At 65.5% G+C, this 18309-nt stretch carries 22 protein-coding genes; 11 read left to right on the top strand and 11 right to left on the bottom strand.

The window, feature by feature from the left end; all coding sequences use genetic code 11:
- Nucleotides 1–148: 148 nt before the first annotated feature.
- The 3 genes from D5084_RS12830 to D5084_RS12820 form a co-directional block, all read right to left on the bottom strand.
- Nucleotides 149–823: a fumarylacetoacetate hydrolase family protein gene (locus D5084_RS12830; RefSeq protein ID WP_128515887.1), complete on the bottom strand. Its 675-nt coding sequence runs from the start codon at nucleotides 821–823 to the stop codon at nucleotides 149–151.
- A 1-nt stretch (nucleotide 824) separates the two neighbouring features.
- A complete protein-coding gene (locus D5084_RS18760; RefSeq protein WP_274378897.1) occupies nucleotides 825–2792 on the bottom strand; it encodes a D-alanyl-D-alanine carboxypeptidase family protein in 1968 nt (655 codons plus the stop codon).
- Between the two features lie 232 nt (nucleotides 2793–3024).
- On the bottom strand, nucleotides 3025–3732 hold the full coding sequence (locus D5084_RS12820; RefSeq protein ID WP_128515886.1) for an HAD family hydrolase: 708 nt from the start codon (nucleotides 3730–3732) through the stop codon (nucleotides 3025–3027).
- 108 nt (nucleotides 3733–3840) lie between these two features.
- Here D5084_RS12820 and clpS point away from each other — a divergent pair, with 108 nt between their 5' ends.
- The 3 genes from clpS to D5084_RS12805 are packed head-to-tail and all read left to right on the top strand — an operon-like array spanning nucleotide 3841 to nucleotide 6014.
- Nucleotides 3841–4161, top strand: a complete 321-nt coding sequence (gene clpS, locus D5084_RS12815; protein ID WP_162302435.1) for an ATP-dependent Clp protease adapter ClpS — start codon at nucleotides 3841–3843, stop codon at nucleotides 4159–4161.
- 46 nt (nucleotides 4162–4207) lie between these two features.
- On the top strand, nucleotides 4208–5188 hold the full coding sequence (locus tag D5084_RS12810; RefSeq protein ID WP_128515884.1) for a class I SAM-dependent methyltransferase: 981 nt from the start codon (nucleotides 4208–4210) through the stop codon (nucleotides 5186–5188).
- A 13-nt stretch (nucleotides 5189–5201) separates the two neighbouring features.
- Complete coding sequence (locus D5084_RS12805; protein WP_128515883.1) at nucleotides 5202–6014, top strand: SDR family NAD(P)-dependent oxidoreductase; 813 nt, start codon at nucleotides 5202–5204, stop codon at nucleotides 6012–6014.
- On the opposite strand, the gene D5084_RS12800 is transcribed toward D5084_RS12805, so the two are convergent.
- Entirely contained in the window at nucleotides 6015–6407 is a 393-nt protein-coding gene (locus D5084_RS12800; RefSeq protein ID WP_128515882.1) for a hypothetical protein, read from the bottom strand. It lies immediately after the preceding gene.
- 75 nt (nucleotides 6408–6482) lie between these two features.
- Here D5084_RS12800 and hemF point away from each other — a divergent pair, with 75 nt between their 5' ends.
- Together hemF and D5084_RS12790 are read left to right on the top strand one after the other, a co-directional pair.
- Entirely contained in the window at nucleotides 6483–7343 is an 861-nt protein-coding gene (hemF, locus tag D5084_RS12795; protein WP_128515881.1) for an oxygen-dependent coproporphyrinogen oxidase, read from the top strand.
- 4 nt (nucleotides 7344–7347) lie between these two features.
- Nucleotides 7348–7701: a hypothetical protein gene (locus D5084_RS12790; protein ID WP_128515880.1), complete on the top strand. Its 354-nt coding sequence runs from the start codon at nucleotides 7348–7350 to the stop codon at nucleotides 7699–7701.
- 54 nt (nucleotides 7702–7755) lie between these two features.
- Here the strand turns inward: D5084_RS12790 and D5084_RS12785 are convergent, their stop codons facing one another.
- From D5084_RS12785 to D5084_RS12760, 6 genes are read right to left on the bottom strand one after another with little or no spacing between them, the layout of a single operon-like run.
- Nucleotides 7756–8031, bottom strand: a complete 276-nt coding sequence (locus D5084_RS12785; protein WP_128515879.1) for a hypothetical protein — start codon at nucleotides 8029–8031, stop codon at nucleotides 7756–7758.
- Nucleotides 8028–8702, bottom strand: coding sequence for a hypothetical protein (locus tag D5084_RS12780; protein ID WP_128515878.1), 675 nt, complete (start codon nucleotides 8700–8702; stop codon nucleotides 8028–8030). Before D5084_RS12780 ends, D5084_RS12785 begins: the two co-directional genes overlap by 4 nt.
- Before the next feature lie 39 nt (nucleotides 8703–8741).
- Complete coding sequence (locus D5084_RS12775) at nucleotides 8742–10178, bottom strand: APC family permease (protein ID WP_238382640.1); 1437 nt, start codon at nucleotides 10176–10178, stop codon at nucleotides 8742–8744.
- Entirely contained in the window at nucleotides 10171–10356 is a 186-nt protein-coding gene (locus D5084_RS12770; protein WP_128515877.1) for a hypothetical protein, read from the bottom strand. Before D5084_RS12770 ends, D5084_RS12775 begins: the two co-directional genes overlap by 8 nt.
- 6 nt (nucleotides 10357–10362) lie before the next feature.
- Nucleotides 10363–10740 (bottom strand): hypothetical protein, encoded by a 378-nt coding sequence (locus tag D5084_RS12765; RefSeq protein ID WP_128515876.1) that lies wholly within the window; start codon nucleotides 10738–10740, stop codon nucleotides 10363–10365.
- The gene (locus D5084_RS12760) at nucleotides 10740–11039 is read right to left on the bottom strand and encodes a hypothetical protein (protein WP_238382639.1); all 300 of its coding nucleotides are present in this window, start codon (nucleotides 11037–11039) and stop codon (nucleotides 10740–10742) included. Before D5084_RS12760 ends, D5084_RS12765 begins: the two co-directional genes overlap by 1 nt.
- Before the next feature lie 230 nt (nucleotides 11040–11269).
- Between D5084_RS12760 and D5084_RS12755 the strand changes: the two genes are divergently transcribed.
- Genes D5084_RS12755 through glnT form a run of 4 tightly spaced genes read left to right on the top strand, consistent with a single transcriptional unit; the run spans nucleotide 11270 to nucleotide 15554 of the window.
- On the top strand, nucleotides 11270–12166 hold the full coding sequence (locus tag D5084_RS12755) for a class II glutamine amidotransferase (protein WP_128515875.1): 897 nt from the start codon (nucleotides 11270–11272) through the stop codon (nucleotides 12164–12166).
- A gap of 4 nt (nucleotides 12167–12170) precedes the next feature.
- Entirely contained in the window at nucleotides 12171–12860 is a 690-nt protein-coding gene (locus D5084_RS12750) for a GltB/FmdC/FwdC-like GXGXG domain-containing protein (protein ID WP_128515874.1), read from the top strand.
- 10 nt (nucleotides 12861–12870) lie between these two features.
- Complete coding sequence (locus tag D5084_RS12745; protein WP_128515873.1) at nucleotides 12871–14199, top strand: FMN-binding glutamate synthase family protein; 1329 nt, start codon at nucleotides 12871–12873, stop codon at nucleotides 14197–14199.
- A 47-nt stretch (nucleotides 14200–14246) separates the two neighbouring features.
- Complete coding sequence (gene glnT / locus D5084_RS12740; RefSeq protein ID WP_128515872.1) at nucleotides 14247–15554, top strand: type III glutamate--ammonia ligase; 1308 nt, start codon at nucleotides 14247–14249, stop codon at nucleotides 15552–15554.
- A 253-nt stretch (nucleotides 15555–15807) separates the two neighbouring features.
- Here the strand turns inward: glnT and D5084_RS12735 are convergent, their stop codons facing one another.
- The gene (locus D5084_RS12735; RefSeq protein WP_128515871.1) at nucleotides 15808–16170 is read right to left on the bottom strand and encodes a cupin domain-containing protein; all 363 of its coding nucleotides are present in this window, start codon (nucleotides 16168–16170) and stop codon (nucleotides 15808–15810) included.
- A 109-nt stretch (nucleotides 16171–16279) separates the two neighbouring features.
- On the opposite strand from D5084_RS12735, the gene D5084_RS12730 reads away from it, so the two are divergent.
- A complete protein-coding gene (locus D5084_RS12730; protein WP_128515870.1) occupies nucleotides 16280–16693 on the top strand; it encodes a universal stress protein in 414 nt (137 codons plus the stop codon).
- A gap of 180 nt (nucleotides 16694–16873) precedes the next feature.
- Entirely contained in the window at nucleotides 16874–18217 is a 1344-nt protein-coding gene (locus tag D5084_RS12725; protein WP_128515869.1) for a trimethylamine monooxygenase, read from the top strand.
- Nucleotides 18218–18309 lie beyond the last annotated feature (92 nt).

The raw sequence follows: 18309 nt of genomic DNA, 5'->3' as shown, positions 1-18309 counted from the left end.
GCTGGAAAACACCAGCACAGGCCCTCGCCGAGGAACTCGAAAAAACACCAACAACCGTTGCACTTGGAACTTGAGTTAACCCCACCCTAACGCGGAATCGTAACCACTTGATTCCGTTGAGTGTCAGAAATGCGCCGCGCGCGGCGCGTCAGGCGATCGTCACCGTCGCCGGTTGCAACCCCTCGATCTCCACCTTGCAGCTGTCCCCCCGGTTCAGGGGGCCCACCCCCGCCGGAGTGCCGGTGAAGATCAGGTCCCCCGGCGACAGGCTGACCATCTGCGACAGCGCCGCGATGATCGCCGCCGGAGACCAGATCATCTCCGACAGCGCCGCCTCCTGCCGGACCATGCCGTTGACCAGACAGCGCAGCCGCCCGTCCGGCAGCGCGCCCTGCCGGATCGCGCCCACCACCGCCGACTTGTCGAACCCCTTCGCCATGTCCCAGGGCCGGCGGCGTTCCTTCGCCTCGGCCTGCAGGTCGCGCCGGGTCAGGTCGTTCCCCGCCGCATGCCCCCAGATCATCGCCTGGGCCTCCGCCTCCGAGACCATCTTCCCCGCCTTTCCGATCGCCACCACCAGCTCTCCCTCGTGGTGCAGGTTCGTCGTGGCGGGCGGGTAGGGGATGCGGCTGCCGCTCTCGACCACCGCATCGGCGGGCTTCGTGAAGAAGAACGGCGCCTCCCTCTCGTCGGCCCCCATCTCGCGGGCATGCTCGGCATAGTTCCGGCCGACGCAGAAGATGCGGCGGACCGGGAAGCGTTCGGCGCGGCCGGTGACGGGCAGGGTGACCGTCGGCAGAGCCGGGAAAACCAGAGCGACCATGTCAGCCTCCCACCGTTTCGCAGGGAATCGCGCGGGCCGTCAGGCGGCGGCAGGCAAGCTCGGCCTGCTCCTCGGTCAGCCCCATGAAACTTGCCCGCCAGGCCCCGCCCGACTGGGTCGTCTTCCGCAGGCTCTCGTTCAGCGTCGCACTTTCGGCCAGCGCCGTCTTGAACAGCGCCTTCTCGGCCTCGTAGCGCGAGGGGAACTCGCCCACGTTCACCCCGAAGTGCCGCCCGCCCGAGGTGGACATCACGACCACCACTTCCTCGCTCTGGTCCGGCCCGGCCTCCGCCGTCTCCACCGCGTCGAAGATCGGTGCCTGCCGTTTGGGCATCGGGGCGGCCGGGGTCTCCGGTGCAAGGTCAACCGAGGGCGAGGCAAATGCAGTCCCGGCGGCCACCGTCTCGACATCGCTGACTTCGGCCATCAGGGTCGGCGGCGTGTCCATGCCGCGTGCAACCAGACCCGGGTCGGTCACGACAATCTCGGGCGCGGCGTCGGCAACGACGACCTCTTCCACAGCCGCCGGTTCGGGTGCGGGCACTTCGGCTGCGACGGCCACCATCTGCGGCGGCTCCAGAGTTTCGGGGCGGGCCTTCGGCTTCAGCCCGGCCAGCGCGGGATCAGGCGGAATGTCCTGAGGGCCTGCCTCGGCCAGCGGGGTTTCGGCCAGAGGTGCCGCAGCCGCCAGTGTCGCGGCCTGCGCCTCCAGCGTGCCGGGCTCTGCCACGGGGGCCGGATCGGCTGCTGCCAGTGCCGGAAGGTCTTCGGTGCCCGCCGGACCCGCTGCATCCGCCAGCGCGACATCCATGCCCGGAGCGGCTTCAGGAACCTCGGCCTCGGCCAGGGTGACGGCGGGCTCTGCTTCATCCGGCAGGGTCGGGGCGGGTGCTTCCTCGACCAGGGCCATCGCCTGAGCCTGGAACTCCAGCGTGCCCTCCGGCGCGGGTTCGGCAGTCGCCTCGGCAAGCGCGCCGTCGATGCCTTGGGCCATCGCAATCGCCACCGCATCCGGAACCACGGTTGTATCCGGCCGTGCCTTCGGGCGGGGCGAGGACCTGACCTCCCCCGATACCCGCACGGTCTTGCCCGCGCCGCCGACCGCGTCGATCTCGTCGATCCCCGTCTCAAGCGAGGCCACCAGTGGATCGTCCAGCGGCGCCACCTTGGGCGGCTGCTCCGTGACCTTGTTCCGCGCCTTGGCAAAGCCGATGTCCATCAGCTCGGCCATCTTCGCATTGCGGTTCGCGGAAGAAGTCCCGCCGAACACCGTCGCAATGATGTGCTTGTTGCCGCGATGGGCAGAGGCCGTCAGGTTGAACCCGGCCGGCGCGGTGTAGCCGGTCTTGATCCCGTCCGCGCCCTCATAGCTGTCCAGAAAGCGCGAGTTGGTGTTGGCGACCGTGGCGATCCCGGCATCCGCCGTCCGGCGCGAGAAGATGTGGTAGTATTGCGGGAAATCGTAGAACAGGTGCCGCCCCAGAATGTTCATGTCGCGGGCGGTCGACAGGTGACCCTCGGCGGTCAGGCCATTTGCGTTCTTGAAGGTGGTGTTGTTCATCCCGAGCTGACGTGCCGTGCGTGTCATCCGCTTGGCGAAACTTGCAACGTCCCCACCGATGTGGTCGCCAAGCGCCGCTGCCGCATCGTTCGCCGACTTGATCGCGGCGGCGCGGATCAGATAGCGGACGGCGATCTTCTGACCCGGCTTCAGTCCCAGCCGCGACGGAGGCTGCGAGGCGGCGTATCTGGACACCGTCACCATCGTATCCAGCGACAGGCGCCCGGCCTCGATTTCCTGGAAAACGATGTAGAGGGTCATCATCTTCGTCAGCGACGCCGGATGCAGTCGCGCATCCGCGTTCTTTTCGTACAGCACCTCGCCAGTGCGACCGTCCATCACGATGGCCGCGAAGGGTGCGGCCTGCAACGGAGACGTCACCACGATGGTGGCGACAACAAATGCCAAGAAAACAGCGTGATAAATCCGCCCGAGAAGCGATGCCACGTCGCCCACCCTTTGCCTGTTGGCCCGGATTTTCCGGTGCCCTATTCTGCCTCAGGCGAAACGCTAGCACAGGTTCGGCGATCCGAAAACCCAAAATTTCCAATGGGTTTCAGGGCGCAATTGATGCAGTGGCCGCGATGCTGCACCATCTGCCACCATCGGCCATATCTTGGGGCGCAGCGCAGAGCTGTCGCTAATTGTGGGGGCTGGAGCACAGCCGATCAACCAGTGCCGGCACTTCGCCCAGGTGCTTTACCACATGAAAGCGGTCATGGCCGTCCGGCGCCAGTGCGGCCTCGAAGGACCATTCCAGATCCTGCGGCACATGCACGCCCCAGGCCCCGGCCTGCAATGCCGGAATGACGTCCGATTTCAGCGAATTGCCCACCATCATTGCCTGGTCGGCACCGGTGCCGTGACGCGCGAAGATCGTGCGATAGGTCGCCTCGGTCTTGTCCGAGACGATCTCGACCCCGTCGAACAGGTCGCCCAGGCCGGACTGCGCCAGCTTCTTTTCCTGGTGCAGAAGGTCGCCCTTGGTGATGAGGACCAGCCGGAACTCTGGTGCCAGCGCGGTGATCGTCGCGCGCGCATGGGGCAACAGCTCCATCGGATGTTCCAGAAGATCGCGCCCCATCGCGACGAGGTCGCCGATGACCGAAGCGGGCACCCGGCCCTCGGTCACCTCGACCGCCGTCTCGATCATCGACAGGGTAAACCCTTTCACCCCGAAACCGTAGTAGTCGAGGTTCCGCCGCTCGGCCGCCTCCAGCCGTTCGCGCAGATGGACCGGATCGGCATAGTCGACGAGGACTTGCAGGAACCGGTCCTGCGTCAGCCGAAACCAGGTCTCGTTCTGCCAAAGCGTGTCGTCCGCATCGAAGCCGATCGTTGTCAGCATGGCCGCCCCTTTTCCCTGCGCCAAAAGAGGCTATATTTCACTCGTCTGTTGCAACCCCGAATCCACCCGGAACGGAGCCCGAATCTCGTGTCCATCCGCCCACTGACCATGTCGGACAAGACGGATGGCCCGGGGAACGACACCTCGATTCTGACGAAGACCAGGACCAAGACCCAGCGTCCGCCGATGTACAAGGTGATGCTGCTGAACGACGACTACACGCCGATGGAGTTCGTCGTTCATGTGCTGGAGCGGTTCTTCGGCCTGAACCATGCCCAGGCGTTCGAGATCATGCTGACGGTCCACAAGAAGGGGCTTGCCGTGGTCGGTGTCTTCAGTTTCGAGGTGGCCGAGACCAAGGTGGCGCAAGTGATGGACTTCTCGCGGCGTCATCAGCATCCGCTGCAATGCACGATGGAAAAGGAATGATCGTGCAGCCTGGCAGAAGGGACCGGGGGGCCTGAGGCCTCCGCCCATGCGATCCGCAAGATTGACCCTGGCGCTGGAAACCGGCGCGCTGACGCTGCCATCCGGGGGGCGGGTGGCCGTGTACGGGCCGAAGCTGGGGGACGACCTGTCGGCCCTGCCGCGCGACCGGGTCGTGGTGCTGAGCGGGTTCAAGCCGGACCGTGACCATTTCGCGGCCGGCTATTCCGTGACGCCCGCGCCACCCTATGCCGCGGCGATCGTCTGTCTTCCGCGCTCACGCGAGGCGGCGCGGGCGCTGATCGCACGGGCTGCGGCAGAGGTGGCGCCCGGGGGCTGGATCGCGGTGGATGGCCAGAAGACCGACGGGATCGACACGGCGCTGAAGGATCTGCGGGGCCGGGTCGATCTGTCGGAAAGCCTGTCCAAGGCGCACGGCAAGCTGGCATCCTTTCCCGTTGGGCCGGACCTGTCGGACTGGTCGGCGCGGCCCGGCCTGGTTGACGGGTTCCAGACCCTGCCGGGGATCTTTTCGGCAGACGGTCCCGATCCGGGATCGGCGATGCTGGCCGCGCATCTGCCCCAGAAACTGGGCGGCAAGATCGCCGATCTGGGGGCGGGCTGGGGCTTCCTGGCCGCCGAGATCCTGAAACGTGCCGACGTCAAACGGCTGGATCTGGTCGAGGCCGAGGCCGACGCGCTGGCCTGCGCGAAGGTGAACGTCCCTGATCCCCGCGCCCGGTTCCACTGGGCCGATGCGACCACCTGGCGGCCCGAGACGCTTTTGGACGCCGTGGTGATGAACCCTCCCTTTCATGCCGGACGGACGGCAGAGCCCGCGCTCGGGGCGGCCTTCATCCGCGCGGCCCGGCGGATGCTTGCCCCCGATGGCAGCCTCTGGTTGGTCGCAAACCGTCACCTCCCCTATGATGCGGTGCTGGCCGAATGCTTCCTTGAGGTCCGGGACGTCGCTGGCGACAGCCGCTTTCGTGTTATCCAAGCCATCAAGCCCAGGCGGGCGAAACCCTGATACGAGGTCAGACATGTCCTTCTCCGTTTCCGGCAAGACCGCCATCGTCACCGGCTCGGCCGCGGGCATCGGCCTGGCCATTGCGCGACACCTGGTGGACAAGGGCGCGAACGTGATGTTCGCCGACGTCGATGAGGCCAAGCTGGAGGCCGAGATCGGCGAGGAAGCCCGCGCCGAGGGGCCGATCCGCATGTTTTCCGGCGACCTGACCGAAAAGCTGACCATTGCGAACCTCTTGTCGGCCACGGTCGATGCCTTCGATCGGGTCGATATCCTGGTGAACGCGAACCGGCGGACCTTCATCTCGGATGTCCTGTCGCCCGAGGCCGACGGGGTCGAGGAGCTGTGGCGCCACAATGTCCTGTCGGCCCTGCGCATCTCGCAGATGACGGCAAAGCGGATGATCCAGCACGCGCAGCGCGCCGAGCTGGAGCCGGGCACGATGCTGGGGTCGATCATCAACCTGTCGTCGATCGCGGCGCAGGCCACGCGGCCAGAGCTTCTGGCCTATTCGATGGCAGCGGCGGCAACGGACCAGATGACGCGGTCGCTTGCCGTGGCCTTGGCGCCGAAGGGGATCCGGGTCAATGCCGTCGCCTTCGGATCGGTGATGAGCGCCAGCCTTCAGGCGGCGCTGAAGGACAACCCCGGCTACCGTGACGAGATCGCCGAGGCGACCCCGCTGGGCCGCATTGCCGCCCCGGCAGAGCTGGCCGAGGCGGTGCAGTTCCTGGCCTCGGATGCCGCGGGTTTTGTGACCGGGCAGATCCTGACCGTCGACGGGGGGCGGGGGCTTCTGGACGTGGTCGGCGCGCCATCGCACTGATCATTCCGGGTACTGGGCCTTGCACTGGGCGATGACCGCCTCGGCCTTGCGGGCCAGATCGCGGCGCTTGGCCTTGAGGCTGTCCAGCTTGCGCGCCTCTTCGTTCAGGTCGATCGCCTTGGCGCGTTTCTCGGTGACCGGACGCTCGTCCAGGCACAGGCGGGGTGGCGGCGGGGGTTCGCCCTCGGCCACCGGGGGCAGCGGGCACCTGGTCCAGTAATCCTCGTAGACGGTGATCGTTTCAAAGGCATAGCCCCGGTCCAGATTGCCCTGGGTTTCGGCGATCAGGCGATCCACCGTGCGAAGGTCGCGGGTATTGCGGCTGATGCACTGTTCCTGCGGTGTGCCGCAGGCGGCAAGTGCGCAAAGCATCAGCAGGGCGGGACGTTTCATGGCTTCCTCCTCAAACAGTGGAAAGCACCGCGCCGGGGTGTTAGGCATGCGCTGTCAAATTCCGAGGACACGATCATGACCGATCCCACTGACAGCCGCAACGCCGTCGCCGCCGCCTGGTTCCGAACCCTGCGCGACCGGATCGTGGCGGCCTTCGAGGGGCTGGAGACCAAATATGCCAAGGGAACGCCCGGCCGCTTCGAGGTTACGCCGACCAGCCGCGCCGATGGCGGCGGTGGTATCATGAGCGTGATGCGCGGTGGCGAGGTGTTCGAGAAGGTCGGCGTCAACTGGTCCGAAGTGCATGGGGTCCTTGGCGAAAAGGCGCAGCGCGCCATGGCCGCGCGAGGCGTGCCGGGGATGGACAAGGACCCGCGGTTCTGGGCGTCGGGCATTTCGCTCGTTGCCCACATGGTCAACCCGCATGCGCCCGCCGTCCACATGAACACCCGGATGTTCTGGACCCCTGGCGCCTGGTGGTTCGGGGGGGGATCGGACCTGAACCCCTGCATCGAATATGCCGAGGACACCGCGCATTTCCATGCCGAGATGAAGAAGGCCTGCGATGCCCATTCGCCCGACTACTACCCGAAGTTCAAGGCCTGGGCGGACGAATACTTCTTCATCCCGCATCGCGGCCGGGCGCGGGGCGTGGGCGGCATCTTCTATGACGACCTGAACACCGGCGACTGGCACCGCGACTTCGCCTTCACCCGGTCCGTGGGCGAGGCCTTCCTGCCCGCCTTCCTGCCCGTGACCGAACGCCGGGTTCAGACGCCCTGGACCGAGGCCGACCGCGAGGTGCAGTTGCAGCATCGGGGGCTCTATGCCGAATACAACCTGGTCTATGACCGGGGCACGAAGTTCGGGCTGGAAACCGGGCACGACGCAAACGCGGTGCTGATGAGCCTGCCGCCCGTCGCCAAGTGGTATTGAGGCAATGGCCGACATCACGGTGAAGGCGGCCTATGGCTCGGTCGTCGAGGACGAGGGGATGCTGTTCGTAGGCTTCGCTGCGGGCGAGGATGAGGCGGATGGCTATGTGCTGTTCCGTCAGCCGGTGGGCGGCGGACCGGTCTGGTTCGAGGCGAGCGACGAGACCTTCGGGGCCGAGGATGCCATCGAAAGCGTGGTCGCAGGGCCGAAGGGGTTCGAGGTGACGATCCGCCCGGAAAAGCGCGCCGCTTTTGGCTTTGCGGCGACGGTGGCTGTCAGGGTCGGGCCAGGCTGCGAGGACGGGGCCGAGGCTCTGGCCGCTTTGCACGGCATGCTCGGGGCGCTGTGGCGGGAATAGAAGGCCAAAAGTCTTCGAAGACTTTTGCAAATTCCTTCGAAGGAATTTGGCCTCTTACGGCTTCTGGTGTGAATGGCTCCACACCGCGTGGCGGATGCGCGCGGTCTTGTAGGCATCCAGCACCGCCATCGCCCAGACGAACAGACCCCCGGCAATCTTCCCCACGAAGGAAACCTCCGGGGCGGCGGTCTTCAGGGTGAAGGCCCCCAGCAGGATCGCAAAGCAGACGAAGATCAGCCCGCGCACCGGCTGGCGGTTCAGGACCTGACCGACGCCCGGCAGGATGATTGCCACGACCAGGACGAGGTAGGGGTTCGGCGGCTGTTTCATCTGGTGTCCTTCAGGGCCAGCACATCCTTGCGGATCGCGGCCAGCCTGTCGAGCAGCGGCGTCAGCCGCGCGGGGGCAAGCGGGATGCGCCCCATCTCGGCCTCGCGGAAGATCAGATAGCGGCCGCGGTCGGCCTCTTCGGCCAGGATCACGATGCGCAGGCCCCTGGGGGACAGGACCAGTTCCTTGACGCGGGGGTCGCGGAACAGGTCGGCATGGCGCGCGATCAGGTCCGGCGTTGGGATGCGCCTCGCGTCATCGCTGCGGATGGCGATCTCTCCCGGCAACCCCGGCGGGGTAGGTAGTGATTGGGGCAGGGTGGCGAACCTGGTGAAGGGCTCGTTTCCCGAGGGGCGCGCCATGAGGTCCAGCGTGGCCTCCAGCGGCAGGGGTTCGACAAGCGTCACCATGACCCAAAGCGCAGGCAGCTTGCGGAACGTCAGCGTGTCGGGGACGGCCTTAAGGTCGAAGGCAAGACCCGCGCGGCGGCCGGTCATGCGGGGAAAGCTCGTGGGTTCCAGGCGCGTCTCGCCGCCGTCGAACAGGGGTTTCACGGCGTCGAAATAGGCGGCGCGGCTCAGCGCTCGGGCGCGGCTTTCGCGGACAAGGCGGAACGCCAGCCAGAGGCCGAGGGCGGCGAGGGCAAGACCAGGGGGGAGGAGAGGGGACATGGCAAAAGGCCCGCCCCTTCCGGGACGGGCCGCTGTCTTTCAATAGCCGCGCGGTTTCGGCCAGGGCATGGTGAACTGCGCCCCCCGGTTCACGAAGCGGTAGCGCCAGAAGTGGAACCACAGCGACACCACGATGTAGAAGCCGATCATCGCCACCAGCTGCGTCCCGTAACCCAGGAACACCGCGAAGAAGGTCACGCCGCACAGGGTAAGAAGCGTGATCGCGGGGATCGGGTGGAACGGGTGCTCATAGCCACGCTTGATCGTCTCCAGCGGCCACTTGCGGCGGAACATGATGATGTTCAGCGGCATGAAGGTATAGCCGAGGAGCCCCGAGAGGATCGAGAAGGTGATGACCTGATCCAGCGGCGCGCCAAGGGCGAAGATCAGCGCGATGGGGACCAGAAAGACGATGGCCCGGTAAGGCGTGCGATAGCGCGGATGCACCGCGCCGAACCAGCCGGGCAGATACTTGTCGCGGCCCATGGCGAACCAGGCGCGGCTGGCGTCGTTGATGCAGCCGTTGGCGCTGGCGAGGGTGGCGAAGAGGGTGCCGAAGCCCAGAAGCCAGACCAGAGCCGTGGAACCCGACAGCCGCGCCGCGTCGAACAGCGGCGCCACCGCCCCGTCCACCCCGTCGCCCAGATATTCCCAGGGCAGGATGCCGGAACAGACATACCAGGTCAGCGTGGCCGCGATCAGCAGCGTCATGATCCCCGCCAAGGTTCCGAACGGCAGCGCGCGGGCGGGAGAGCGGACTTCCTCGGCCGCCTGCGTGGTCCCCTCGATGCCCAGGTAGTACCAGAGGCCGAAGTGCATGGCCGCCAGAACGCCGATCCAGCCGTAGGGCAGTTCGTGGCCCTCGAACAGCGCGGCGTGTTCCATGATCCCGCCGCCGAGGACGCCGCTGGTGGACAGGAACAGGACGATGATGGCGCAGAAGGCCACGGCGGTGATGACGAGGTTGAAGGTCAGCGTCGCCAGCACGCCGCGATAGTTCAGCCATGCCAGGAACATGATGACCAGGATGATGAAGGGCCGCTGGTCAAGTTCCGCCGCGTGCCCGGTCATCGAGGCCACGACCGAGAAGAGGTAACCCGCGGTGATGGCGTTCGCCGCCTCCAGCATCGTGTAGGCGAAGACGAGGTAGAGGCCGACGTTGAACGCCATCAGCGGCCCGATGATGTGCTTGGCCTGGGTATATTGCCCGCCTGCGGAAGCGACCGTGGAGGTCACTTCGGAATCGATCATGGCGACGCAGGAATAGAGGATCCCCGCGAACCAGCAGGCGATCAGCGCCGCATAGGCGCCGCCCTTTCCCACGGCGAAGTTCCAGCCCATGTATTCGCCGACCAGCACGATGCCGACCCCCAGCGCCCAGACATGCGCCGGGCCGAGAACGCGCAGCAGGCCGACCTTGGTGCCGTGCGGCCCCATGCCGTCCATGGTCTGCGAGGTGATGTCCACGTCAGCCATGATGTGCGCCTCCGGCCTTGTGCTGTTCGGCCAGGGCCTCGATCTCGCCCTCGCGCGAGGAGGTGAGGACCTCTTCCGAATAGGTCGAGTCGGTCCTCAGCCAGTCGAAGACCATGTGCAGCCCCAACAGGGCCGAAAGCCCCCAGGCGCCGTATTCAAGCCAGATCCACAGGTCCATGGCGGCTTACTCCCCGAATTTTTCTGAAATGACCTCGCGGTATTCCACTTCGGAAAACCGCAGGATCAGGAAGTAGTAAAGCAGGATGACTGCAACCATCGTCAGCAGCGCCATCCCCGAGAAGCCGTAGTCGAACCGCGCGAGGATCAGGTCATGCGCGGTCTCGGGCGTATAGCCCAGCGCCTCGTATTTCGCGGCCTGCGCGGCGTTCTGGCCCAGGGCCTCCCAGGTCGCCTCGGTGGCGGGGTTCGTCACCGACTTCGCGGCGCCGGCCATGTTCAGCCACAGGGGTACGAACAGCGCGCCGATGGTCATCACGACCAGCACCACGACATCGATCAGCTGGCTGGTCTTGCCCTGTTTTGGGGGTTGGTAACGCGCCATCAGCGTTTCCCCCCAGTCTTCATTCCTCGGGCTTCGTCCTGGAACCTGATGTCGAGGCCGTACATGAAATCGCGGTCCTCGCGGTAGTGCCGCAGCATCGCCAGGATCGCGGCGGTGTTGAAGATCAGGACGATGGCGCCGCCGATCAACAGCAGGGTCCGCGCCCCTCCCGTCGGCGCAAGGTCCCAGGTCGCTATGGCAACGAAGATCACGGCAAACCAGAGGCCGACCACGAACGCCCATGCCACCAGCACGTCGCGTTTGTGCATCGCCTCGATCCGCTGATTAAGGTCTCCCATACTCCCTCCCTTGGGCGCTTGGCTTCTCCGTGCAACGCGGCCCCGACGTTTCCCCGCACGGAAAATTTGTTTTCCGAAGGGAAAGGCACCTGCGACAATCTGTCAAGAAAAACCGCACATGCCCAATCCTTGCGCAGCAATTTTCCCGACAGGTGAAAATTGTTTCTTACCAGTTGATAGGCGGAAAAAGCGGTGCTAGCGTCATTTCAACCATGTGAAGGAGACTCACCATGTGCGGCATCGTTGGCCTGTTCCTGAAGGACCCGAAGCTGGAACCGCAGCTCGGTGCCATGCTGACGGACATGCTGATCACCATGACCGACCGCGGCCCCGACAGCGCGGGCATCGCGATCTACAGCGGGGCGAAGGACGGGTTGGGCAAGCTGACGATCCAGTCGGCGGACCCGGCGAAGGATTTCAAGGACCTGGACGGCGATCTGCATGAGGCCCTCGGCCAGCCCGTGACCATGAAGGTCAAGTCCACCCATGCAGTGCTGGAAGTGCCGCTGGACCAGATGGAGGCCGCCCGCTCGGCCCTTGCGCATCTGCGCCCGGGCGTGAAGGTGATGAGCGCGGGCGATTCCATCGAGATCTTCAAGGAAGTCGGCCTGCCCAAGGACGTGGCCGCCCGGTTCGATCTGTCGAAGATGAGGGGCACCCATGGCATCGGCCATACCCGCATGGCCACCGAATCGGCCGTGACCACCATGGGCGCGCATCCGTTTTCCACCGGCGCGGACCAGTGCCTTGTCCACAACGGCAGCCTGTCGAACCACAACGGCGTCCGGCGCGAGCTGATCCGCAAGGGCATGACCTTCGAGACCCAGAACGACACCGAGGTCGCCGCCGCCTATGTCAGCCAGAAGCTGAAGGAAGGCGAGGATCTGGGCTCGGCGCTGGAAGCGGGACTGGAGGATCTGGACGGATTCTACACCTTCGTCGTCGGCACCCGGAACGGCTTCGGCGTCGTGCGCGACCCCATCGCCTGCAAGCCCGCGGTGATGGCCGAAACCGACCAGTATGTCGCCTTCGGCAGCGAATACCGGGCGCTGGTCAACCTGCCGGGGATCGAGGACGCCCGCGTCTGGGAACCGGAACCCGCCACTGTCTATTTCTGGGAGCGTTGAGAGAATGCAGACCTTCGACCTTGAACGCGAGGGCCTCCGCGCGCTCAATTCCTCGCTGCATGCCCTGAAGGGCCAGACCAACATGACGGCCTGGGAGGTCATCAACCCCAGGGGCGCCCACGCAATCGCCGCCGGGGTGGACGCGCCGGTGGACATCACGGTGCGCGGCTCCACCGGCTATTACTGCGCGGGGATGAACAAGCAGGCGACGATCCGCATCAAGGGCTCGGCGGGCCCCGGCGTGGCCGAAAACATGATGAGCGGCACCGTCATCATCGACGGCGACGCCAGCCAGTATGCCGGAGCCACGGGCCGTGGCGGGCTTCTGGTCATCAAGGGCAATGCCTCCAGCCGCTGCGGCATCTCGATGAAGGGCATCGACATCGTGGTGCATGGCAACATCGGCCACATGTCGGCCTTCATGGCGCAGTCGGGGAACCTTGTGGTGCTGGGCGACGCGGGCGAGGCGCTGGGCGACTCGCTCTACGAGGCGCGGATCTTCGTGCGCGGCAAGGTCAAGTCGCTGGGTGCCGACTGCATCGAGAAGGAGATGCGGCCGGAACATATCGCGCTGCTCGCCGATCTGCTGAAGCGCGGCGAGGCGGACGGCAAGGCCAGGCCAGAAGAGTTCAGGCGCTACGGCAGCGCCCGGAAACTGTACAATTTCAACATCGACAATGCGTCGTCGTACTGAGGCAGTCTGAATGACCGACTTTCCCCGCACCCCGCCGCGCTATTCGGCCACCTTCACCCCTGCGGTGAACGCCGAAATCCGCCGCGCCGCGGCAACCGGCATCTACGATATCCGCGGCGGCGGCACGAAACGGCACCTGCCGCATTTCGACGACCTCCTGTTCCTCGGCGCCTCGATCAGCCGCTACCCGCTGGAAGGCTACCGCGAGAAATGCGCGACCGATGTCTGGCTCGGCACCCGCTTTGCCAGGAAGCCGATCCACCTGGAGATCCCGATCACCATCGCCGGGATGAGCTTCGGCGCGCTGTCTGGCCCGGCGAAAGAGGCCCTGGGCCGGGGCGCGACCGCCGCCGGCACCTCGACCACCACCGGCGACGGCGGCATGACCGAGGAGGAACGCGGCCATTCCAAGACGCTGGTCTATCAGTATCTGCCCAGCCGCTATGGCATGAACCCCGACGACCTGCGCCGGGCGGACGCGATCGAGGTGGTCGTGGGGCAGGGGGCGAAGCCCGGCGGCGGGGGCATGCTGCTGGGCCAGAAGATTTCCGACCGCGTGGCGCAGATGCGCAACCTGCCCAAGGGGATCGACCAGCGCTCGGCCTGCCGTCACCCGGACTGGACCGGGCCGGATGACCTTGAGATCAAGATCCACGAACTGCGCGAGATCACCGACTGGGAAAAGCCGATCTATGTGAAGGTCGGCGGCGCGCGGCCCTATTACGACACGGCGCTGGCGGTGAAGGCGGGCGCGGATGTGGTGGTGGTGGACGGGATGCAGGGCGGCACGGCGGCAACGCAGGATGTGTTCATCGAACATGTCGGGATGCCGATCCTGGCCTGCATTCCGCAGGCGGTGAAGGCGCTTCAGGACCTTGGGATGCACCGCAAGGTGCAGCTGATCGTCTCGGGCGGGATCCGGTCGGGCGCGGATGTGGCCAAGGCGCTTGCCCTGGGGGCGGATGCGGTGGCCATCGGCACGGCGGCGCTGATTGCGCTCGGCGACAACGACCCGAAATGGGAAGAGGAATACCAGAAGCTCGGCACCACGGCCGACGCCTATGACGACTGGCACGAAGGCCGCGACCCGGCCGGGATCACCACGCAGGACCCCGAGCTTTACTCGCGCTTCGATCCCATTCTCGGCGGGCGCAGGCTGAAGAACTATCTCAAGGTGATGACGCTGGAGGCGCAGACCATCGCGCGGGCCTGCGGCAAGAGCCACCTGCACAATCTGGAACCCGAGGATCTGGTCTCGCTGACCATCGAGGCGGCGGCGATGGCGGGGGTTCCGCTGGCGGGCACCAACTGGATACCGGGACGGAACGGCGGCTGGTAAGGCCGCCGTTTCCACTTCAACGATAGAAAAGACCAGGGAGCGACAAGATGGCGAAAGACCTTGCCAAATGGGCCAGGGAAAAGGGCGTCAAGTATTTCATGATCTCCTACACCGACCTGTTCGGTGGGCAGCGTGCGAAACTGGTGCCGACGCAGGCGATCAATGACATGGCGGCGGAAGGGGCGGGCTTCGCGGGCTTTGCGACCTGGCTGGACCTGACGCCCGCGCATCCCGACCTGATGGCGGTGCCGGACCCCGACAGCGTGATCCAGCTGCCATGGAAGAAAGAGGTCGCCTGGGTCGCCGCCCGCGCGACGATGGAGGAGAAGCTCGTCGATCAGGCCCCGCGCAACGTGCTGGAAAAGCTGGTCGGCGAGGCCGCGAAGGAGGGTCTGCGCGTCAAGACCGGGGTCGAGCCCGAGTTCTTCATCCTGAACGCCGATGGCACCGGCATCTCGGACGTCTACGACACCGCCGAGAAGCCCTGCTACGACCAGCAGGCGGTGATGCGGCGGTATGACGTGATCTCGGAAATCTGCGACTACATGCTGGAAATGGGCTGGGAACCCTACCAGAACGACCACGAGGATGCGATCGGCCAGTTCGAGATGAACTGGAAATACGATGACGTGCTGGCCACGGCGGACAAGCATTCGTTCTTCAAGTTCATGGTCAAGTCGGTGGCCGAAAAGCACGGCTTCCGCGCCACCTTCATGCCGAAGCCGTTCAAGGGGCTGACCGGCTCGGGCTGCCACGCGCATATCTCGGTCTGGTCGCTGGACGGCAGGAAGAACGCCTTCGCCGACCCGAAGAAGGAGCTGGGCCTGTCGGATCAGGGGCGGCACTTCCTGGGCGGGATCATGAAGCACGCCTCGGCGCTGGCGGCGATCACCAACCCGACGGTGAACAGCTACAAGCGGATCAATGCGCCGCGGACGACCTCGGGCGCGACCTGGGCGCCGAATACGGTGACCTGGACGGGCAACAACCGGACCCACATGGTCCGCGTGCCGGGGCCGGGGCGGTTCGAGCTGCGGCTACCGGATGGAGCGGCGAACCCCTACCTGATGCAGGCGGTCATCCTGGCGGCCGGGCTGGACGGGATGCGGACCAAGGCGGACCCGGGCAAGCGGCACGACATCGACATGTATGCCGAGGGCTGGAAGGTGAAGGGGGCGCCGAAGCTGCCGCTGAACCTGCTGGACGCGCTGCGGGAGTATGACAAGGACCGCACCCTGAAGGCGATGATGGGGGAAGAGTTCAGCGCGGCCTACCTCAAGCTGAAGCACAAGGAATGGAACGACTACTGTTCGCATTTCTCGGCCTGGGAGACCCAGACGACGCTGGATATCTGAGGGCGCGCCGCGCGTGGCGCGGTTTTCGAGACCAGCGAAATCAATGGGTTGCCTGTGGGCATTTACCAACGGTTAAGACCCTGGCGGCGCGGCTTCGCCCCCCGCCCAGGGATGGCTTGCCTGACCTGAGCCCCCGACTTGCCCCGGAGCGATCCGGGGCTTTTCTTCTGCGCAACGGTGGGGCTCGTCGGCGACTTCGTCCCTCTTCGCGGGCCCACCGGCGAGACGCCGAAGGCGCACGAGAAGGCCCCGGTCATTCCAGCGGCGTCTCTGGCGCGGCGATGTGGACGGCCAGCAGGCAGCCGGTCGGAGTGTGGGAATTGTGTTCCGTCCCGTCGCGGTAGAACACCATGTCGCCTGCGCGCAGCACGGTGCCGTCGCTTTCGATCAGTTCGCCTTCCAGGATCAGGAACTGTTCGTGCCCGTTGTGGCGATGCCCGCGCGTCGTCATGCCGGGGGGCATCCGGTAAACATGGAAGCCGGTTCCAAGCGGGCGGTCGTCGTCCAGTTGCAGCACCGCATCCCCCAGCGCCACGCCGTCGGGGTAGACGAACGGCGTGAAGCTGGCCTGATGGATGTTGGCGATCCGGCGGTCCTTCGGGTCGATGGGCTGCATCGCGGGCTCCGTTCTTTTGCCTGAAGGTGAAATTTCTTGACCCAGGTCAAGGCTGAGGCGACGCTTTGATGATTGATGAAACCCGAGGACAATCACAAGGGGAAGACCGATGACCAGCAAGATTCTCTGCCCGACCGACGGGTCCGATCACGCGACAACGGGCGTCCTGCTTGCGGCGGAATTCGCCAAGGCGAGCGGCGCCCATCTGACGATCTGCGCGGTCAACATCGCCCATGGCGGCGTGCGCGGCCCGACGATCAGCCACTGGAGGCCGGAGGAGGTTCAGAAACTGCTGGCCGATGCCGAGGCCCTGGCGAAAGCCGAGGGTGCGACGGATGTGGGCACGCTGGAAGTCGTCGCCCGCGAGGCCGCCCCGGCGATCATCGCCTATGCCGAGCAGAACGGCTATGACCACATCGTCATGGGCACCGGCGACAAGCGCGGTTTGCAGCGGCTGGTGCTGGGGTCGGTGGCAAGCGAAGTGGCCACACGCGCGCATTGCACCGTGACCATTGCCCGCTGACACCGCATCTGCATAAACTTCGTGCAAGGGTTGCAAGTCCCGACCCCGGCGCCTCGCGTGCCGGGGCCAGTCTTGTTTACCGGCAGGAAGAAGATTTGACACAGGCGCAACATTGCCCCTAGGCTTGCCAAAAACCGGCGCCCCTGTGGCCGCCACGAATCCAGCACGCGGAGGTTGACCATGAAGAAAAGAGTTGCCGTCATCGGAGCGGGGCCGTCCGGCCTTGCGCAGTTGCGCGCGTTCCAGTCGGCGAAAGCTAAGGGCGAGGACATCCCCGAGGTCGTCTGTTTCGAGAAGCAGTCGAACTGGGGCGGCCTGTGGAATTACACCTGGCGCACGGGCCTGGATGAGCACGGCGAGCCGGTGCATTGCAGCATGTATCGCTATCTGTGGTCGAACGGACCGAAAGAGGGGCTGGAATTCGCCGACTATTCCTTCGAGGAGCATTTCGGCAAGCAGATCGCCAGCTACCCGCCGCGCGCCGTGCTGTTCGACTATATCGAGGGCCGGGTGAAGAAGGCGGGCGTGCGCGACTGGATCCGCTTCTCGACCACCGTGCGCATGGTCAACTACAATGCGGACAAGGGCAATTTCACCGTCACCGCGCATGACCTGAAGAACGACCGGATGTATTCCGAGGAGTTCGACAATGTCGTTGTCGCCTCGGGCCATTTCTCGGTGCCGAACGTCCCGGAATACCCCGGTTTCGACAAGTTCAACGGTCGCGTCCTGCATGCCCACGACTTCCGCGACGCGCGCGAATTCGCCGGCAAGGACATCTTGCTTCTGGGCTCCAGCTATTCGGCCGAGGACATCGGCAGCCAGTGCTGGAAATACGGTGCCAAGTCGGTGACGGTGGCTTATCGCCACGCGCCGATGGGCTACAACTGGCCGGAGAACTTCAAGGAAGTGCCAAAGCTGGAGCGGGTGGACGAGACCACCGCCTATTTCGCGGACGGCAGCTCGAAGAAGGTGGATGCGATCATCCTGTGCACCGGCTACAAGCACCACTTCCCGTTCCTGCCCGATGACCTGCGGCTGAAGACGGCGAACCGGCTGGCGACGGCGGACCTGTACAAGGGAGTGGTCTGGGTCCACAACCCGAAGCTGTTCTACATCGGGATGCAGGACCAGTGGTTCACCTTCAACATGTTCGACGCCCAGGCCTGGTGGGTCCGTGATGCGATCATGGGCAAGATCCGGATCCCCGAGGACAAGGCGGTGCTGCTGAAGGATGTCGAGGACCGGGTCGCGGCCGAGGATGCCTGCAAGGATGCCCACGACGCGATCCACTATCAGGGCGACTATGTGAAGGAGCTGATCGCCGAGACGGACTATCCCTCCTTCGACGTGGACGGCGCCTGCGAGGCCTTCTTCGAGTGGAAGGAGCACAAGGCGCAGGACATCATGGCCTTCCGCGACAACGCCTACAGATCGGTCATCACCGGCACGATGGCGCCCGTCCACCACACGCCCTGGAAGGACGCGCTGGAGGATTCGATGGAAAGCTATCTGCGCAACTGACGCGAGCTATGGCACGGCCCCAGGCCCCGGGGCCGTGCCTTGCCTGTTTAGCGGGCAGCGCAGTTCTGGGCGCAATTCAAGGGAAAAATACT

The sequence above is a fragment of the Tabrizicola thermarum genome (assembly GCF_003574395.1).
Classification (GTDB): domain Bacteria; phylum Pseudomonadota; class Alphaproteobacteria; order Rhodobacterales; family Rhodobacteraceae; genus Tabrizicola; species Tabrizicola thermarum.
The sequence above is the reverse complement of the archived record's forward strand: the minus strand, read 5'-3'. Positions and strand labels throughout refer to the sequence as shown.

Bases quoted from the DNA above. Each gene is read 5' to 3' on its own strand.
- glnT (WP_128515872.1), top strand. From the start codon at position 14,247: ATGGCGAAAGACCTTGCCAAATGGGCCAGGGAAAAGGGCGTCAAGTAT.
- D5084_RS12805 (WP_128515883.1), top strand. From the start codon at position 5,202: ATGTCCTTCTCCGTTTCCGGCAAGACCGCCATCGTCACCGGCTCGGCC.
- D5084_RS12745 (WP_128515873.1), top strand. From the start codon at position 12,871: ATGACCGACTTTCCCCGCACCCCGCCGCGCTATTCGGCCACCTTCACC.
- D5084_RS12730 (WP_128515870.1), top strand. From the start codon at position 16,280: ATGACCAGCAAGATTCTCTGCCCGACCGACGGGTCCGATCACGCGACA.
- D5084_RS12735 (WP_128515871.1), bottom strand. From the start codon at position 16,170: ATGCAGCCCATCGACCCGAAGGACCGCCGGATCGCCAACATCCATCAG.
- D5084_RS12750 (WP_128515874.1), top strand. From the start codon at position 12,171: ATGCAGACCTTCGACCTTGAACGCGAGGGCCTCCGCGCGCTCAATTCC.
- D5084_RS12820 (WP_128515886.1), bottom strand. From the start codon at position 3,732: ATGCTGACAACGATCGGCTTCGATGCGGACGACACGCTTTGGCAGAAC.
- D5084_RS12790 (WP_128515880.1), top strand. From the start codon at position 7,348: ATGGCCGACATCACGGTGAAGGCGGCCTATGGCTCGGTCGTCGAGGAC.
- hemF (WP_128515881.1), top strand. From the start codon at position 6,483: ATGACCGATCCCACTGACAGCCGCAACGCCGTCGCCGCCGCCTGGTTC.
- D5084_RS12810 (WP_128515884.1), top strand. From the start codon at position 4,208: ATGCGATCCGCAAGATTGACCCTGGCGCTGGAAACCGGCGCGCTGACG.
- D5084_RS12785 (WP_128515879.1), bottom strand. From the start codon at position 8,031: ATGAAACAGCCGCCGAACCCCTACCTCGTCCTGGTCGTGGCAATCATC.
- D5084_RS12765 (WP_128515876.1), bottom strand. From the start codon at position 10,740: ATGGCGCGTTACCAACCCCCAAAACAGGGCAAGACCAGCCAGCTGATC.
- D5084_RS12775 (WP_238382640.1), bottom strand. From the start codon at position 10,178: ATGGCTGACGTGGACATCACCTCGCAGACCATGGACGGCATGGGGCCG.
- D5084_RS12780 (WP_128515878.1), bottom strand. From the start codon at position 8,702: ATGTCCCCTCTCCTCCCCCCTGGTCTTGCCCTCGCCGCCCTCGGCCTC.
- D5084_RS12755 (WP_128515875.1), top strand. From the start codon at position 11,270: ATGTGCGGCATCGTTGGCCTGTTCCTGAAGGACCCGAAGCTGGAACCG.
- D5084_RS12760 (WP_238382639.1), bottom strand. From the start codon at position 11,039: ATGGGAGACCTTAATCAGCGGATCGAGGCGATGCACAAACGCGACGTG.
- D5084_RS12725 (WP_128515869.1), top strand. From the start codon at position 16,874: ATGAAGAAAAGAGTTGCCGTCATCGGAGCGGGGCCGTCCGGCCTTGCG.
- D5084_RS12830 (WP_128515887.1), bottom strand. From the start codon at position 823: ATGGTCGCTCTGGTTTTCCCGGCTCTGCCGACGGTCACCCTGCCCGTC.
- D5084_RS12770 (WP_128515877.1), bottom strand. From the start codon at position 10,356: ATGGACCTGTGGATCTGGCTTGAATACGGCGCCTGGGGGCTTTCGGCC.
- clpS (WP_162302435.1), top strand. From the start codon at position 3,841: ATGTCGGACAAGACGGATGGCCCGGGGAACGACACCTCGATTCTGACG.
- D5084_RS12800 (WP_128515882.1), bottom strand. From the start codon at position 6,407: ATGAAACGTCCCGCCCTGCTGATGCTTTGCGCACTTGCCGCCTGCGGC.